The following is a 3727-nucleotide window of genomic DNA, read 5'->3' as shown; positions in this document are numbered from 1 at the left end:
TCGGGTCTTCGGCCTGCCTGGCAGAGCGAGTGATGCGCAAATGACTCTGATTTTCGCTCAGTTTGAAATTCATTCTCACGGAAGACACGGACAGGATAGAAACGTCAACGTGAACTGAGTCCCTCTACGCCAACCACTTCTCATTGAACAAAGGAAGCCCCTCTGTGTTTTCCCTAACGAAATCGCTCAAGCTAGCAATACCGTGATGCTTATTGGTCGACGTGATCACATCTCCAATCAACTTTCCAAGCCGAACGAACTGTGCTTCATCAAACCCTCTCGTCGTGAGAGTGGCGCTACCGATTCTCAGCCCACCTGCTTCTGATGGCGGACGATTGTCGAACGGAATCGGATTTCTATTGGCGATGACGTTGGCCCCTGACAACGCGGCTTCAAGTTGACGACCACTCATGTCCCGGCTCATCAAACTAAGAAGCAGTAAGTGCGACGAAGTGCCTCTGGAAACGAGTGTAGCGCCCGTCTCAAGCAAGCCACTCTCCAACGCACCAACGCCTTCGCGTTTCTCAACACGGTCCTGGCATATCTCTGAAAACAAGAAGTTTGCACTTCAGCTAACAATGCTGCTCTTGCTGCAATCAAATTTTAGGCGCCCCTGCAATCCGGGAAATATGGCCCGGTCAATCGCCTTCCCCAAACTCTCTTTGCATAAGATAAGCCCGCCGCCCCTCGGGCCTCGGAGTGTCTTGTGTGTGGAAGTTGTTACAATGTCGGCGTGAGGGAACGGAGACGGCACGGCACGGCCAGCAACGAGACCTGCGGTATAAGCCAGATCCACCCAGAGAAGCGCGTCAATCTCACGTGCGATCTCATGGGACGGCATCGCGGTCGAGATCAATGCGCATCCCTGTCGATTGGACCTGGCTGGCGTTGGCACCAGGCCACCTTCGATTCCGGCTACCTGCTGAGCGTCAATCCGGACGCCCACTCGATCGCGGAGCTCGACCATATGCACTGGGGTGTCGAGATGGCCCGAAAAGGCGGCGTACCGGCAAAGCAAGTACTGAACGCGATGCCGCGGCCGAAGATCACGCGAAACCTCCGCAGGAGGCGGCGCTCTATGGCGCGGGCGGCCTGACGCCACGATGAAGGACCCCGAACATACCTTAATGGTAGGTCCGCAGACCGGGCGCACCATTCAGCAAAGTACACAGCGCGACATCTTGAAATGACAAAGATACGGCTCAGTTCCTTAAAAATTCCAGGAGACGCAGCTCACGCGAAAGTTAGTTCAAGCTGTCGGCCGACAGCGCCGTGCGCCGGTAGCTTCCAAGGGATATCCGATCGGCATCTTCTGCGCTCGGGAATGTCTGGAAGCATTGCCAGCCTCAGATACCGCGCTCTTTAATCCCCTTTCAACCTCGGTTGATGCAGGTCAACGCTCCCCCTCTGTTATGTGGTTTAGGTCAACGCTCCCCCTTCTGTTACTGGAACTTCTTTCCCATGAACCAGCCCGACGACCGAGGTCCGGTTAGGGAGACGCCGAACCACAAGCCCTCGCGCTCGGAAGAGGCCCGGCGAGCTATCGAAGAGTACGCTAACGATCTACGGGAGATCATCAAGGAACTCCGCATGCGGCTGCATTGAGGTAAAGCAAGCTCGACAAGCTCAAGGGCCTAGCAGTAAATGAGTTCAGCTCCCAGTTCAATTCGATGCAGGTCAGCGCCCATAAGGACGCCGTCGACCTGTTCGAGCGTTATACCAAAGGCGGCGACAATGCGGATCTGAAGAATTGGGCCGGCAAAACCCTGCCCGTGCTTAAGCATCACCTTGAGATGGCTTCTCAACAAAAAAAGCGCGCACCTACGGCGGGCGAGAGCAAGAAATAGCGGCAGATCGGGGAGCTGCCGTTCCGCGGCTTTGGCTGCCACTGAGGCGGTTGGATGCCCGGACGGCCGATAGACTCGGAGGATCTGGCGAAAGTTGGCTTACCCATCACGATAACAACGACATCGCAGTCCATTTGGACGAACACACGAAGTCTCGCTGGCGCCGCCGCTTCGGCCAGCTCCATCGCCAAGGCCAACCTCAGCTCCTGAGCCGGTTTTGCAGGGCCAGGCGACTGACCCTGAGATTCCTAAGGTTCAGCAGATCGGGCTGTCCTGTTGCCAATCGCCTGACCAGCTCGCGCGTGCCGTCCAGGACAAACACGCCGCAATCATAGCTGTTTTGCTGCTGGGCCATCTCGGCTGGATTCAGGCTGAGGCCCAGCCGCCTTGCGAGCTTTGTTGCACGGCGGTCATTGTATCCTTGGATGGAGTCGTAGTGATAGGCGACCGGCCGTTGCCGGTCTCTGCGATCAACGAACAGCAGCGACCAATGAGTGCCGACTTCATCAGGACGATCGGCGTCGTTTATCGGCAGAAACAGGAAGTCGGCAGTATCGGTGCCATTTCGATCGATGAGGCGCTGGAATCGACTTCGCGCGTCGCCATCGGCGGCCGCCAAGCGTATCTGATAGTGGGCGACAAGGGGATCCACGAGCTGCGTCCGGACAGCGAGATACGGATGATTCTCCTGCAACGACTGCTCCAGCAGCTCGTAATCCCCCTGGATGTGCTCGTCGCGCAGCCATTGTTCATCCCCGAGCATCAGTCCGGGGCCTCGGGAACGGGCTGCCGGGTTCAAACCTCCGATAAGAGCGGCGGAGGCTGGGTCCCGAGACGCCCAAGCAGAATCAACCTCCTCGTCCAATTCGGACGGGGGCGGCGCATTCAAATCAACAAAAGACCCAAGACCGGCGTAGGTATCTGAGCGCGCCATGGCGGGGTGCGCTGGCGCAAAGTGAGCGTCGTCGCGCAATTCGGATGGCGTCGGCGCATTCAGATCAACAAAGGACCCAAGACCTGCATAGGTATCTGAGCGAAGCCTGCCAACGTGCGCTGACGACGCCTCCGGGGCCGGCCACATACTCCAGTCAAAGTTAGGGGGTATCTGCAGCGACCATAGTGAACTGGACCTGGTAGGTTCCTGCCGTTCGGCCTGCACCGTGTCGTGTGCCTGCTCGCGCGGAGCCACAGAGCACGCTGGGTCCACCAAACGCTGGTCCTGATCGCAACCTTCGGCAAGGACCGGTCGCCGACTGTCAGCTCCCGGCAGCACGTTGTGCCGCGCACTCGCGTCTTGGTACCCGCTCCCCGGTAATAGCGGCTGCGACTCCCATCGCAATGCATCCAGTTGATCGATTGGGACCAGCCTCACCGAGCGACCGCCTGAACCGGCGATGTCCCGAAAGTGCCGTTCAATGGCAACGCGTTCCGGATTGTCCAGCGTTCTCTGCCTCTTCGTTCTCCTCAATTCAGCTGTGTCGGGCTCATAGTGAATGAGGTCCTCCTCGCCTGGCAGGAGGCTGCTCGTGGCGCGTTCACCCATCAGTTCGTCCGGGACCTGCTGATGCGCGGATGCTCCGGATTGCGGAGGCTGGGCATGGCGCGCGGCTGCCTCGAGAGATGACGACGGGCCGGGTTCGTCCATCGCCTCCAAACGCAACTCCTGATCGTGGCCTAAACGGCCCGCGTCTCGCGCCGTGCGGTCCTGCGCGGCGGCGTCGACGATCCGCCTCGCCCCTGTCAGTCCCGCATCGTCGGCATCAGCATTGGTGGGAATACGGCGCTCGATCTCCATCGCTTTAACGCCGGCCAGCGATTTTCGCAGCTTAGTCAGCGCTGGAGCGATATTTCTGTGGCCACGGGCCTCTTCCTTAAATTTC

General features: G+C 58.7%; 1 protein-coding gene and 3 pseudogenes. 2 read left to right on the top strand and 2 right to left on the bottom strand.

Translation table 11 applies throughout. The features are described from left to right. Positions 1-124 precede the first annotated feature (124 nt). Positions 125-841: pseudogene (locus H8B02_RS46005) on the bottom strand (hypothetical protein). A gap of 1 nt (position 842) precedes the next feature. On the opposite strand from H8B02_RS46005, the pseudogene H8B02_RS46000 reads away from it, so the two are divergent. Further along, a pseudogene (locus H8B02_RS46000) lies at positions 843-1096 on the top strand (DNA polymerase/3'-5' exonuclease PolX); the annotation flags it as partial. A 514-nt stretch (positions 1097-1610) separates the two neighbouring features. Further along, a pseudogene (locus H8B02_RS45995) lies at positions 1611-1847 on the top strand (DUF4142 domain-containing protein); the annotation flags it as partial. 199 nt (positions 1848-2046) lie between these two features. Here H8B02_RS45995 and H8B02_RS45990 read toward each other — a convergent pair. After that, the coding region (locus tag H8B02_RS45990) for a Ulp1 family isopeptidase (protein WP_229172324.1) at positions 2047-3727 on the bottom strand (1681 nt) is incomplete at its 5' end.

The sequence above is a fragment of the Bradyrhizobium altum genome (assembly GCF_020889705.1).
Lineage (GTDB): Bacteria > Pseudomonadota > Alphaproteobacteria > Rhizobiales > Xanthobacteraceae > Bradyrhizobium > Bradyrhizobium altum.
The sequence above is the reverse complement of the archived record's forward strand: the minus strand, read 5'-3'. Positions and strand labels throughout refer to the sequence as shown.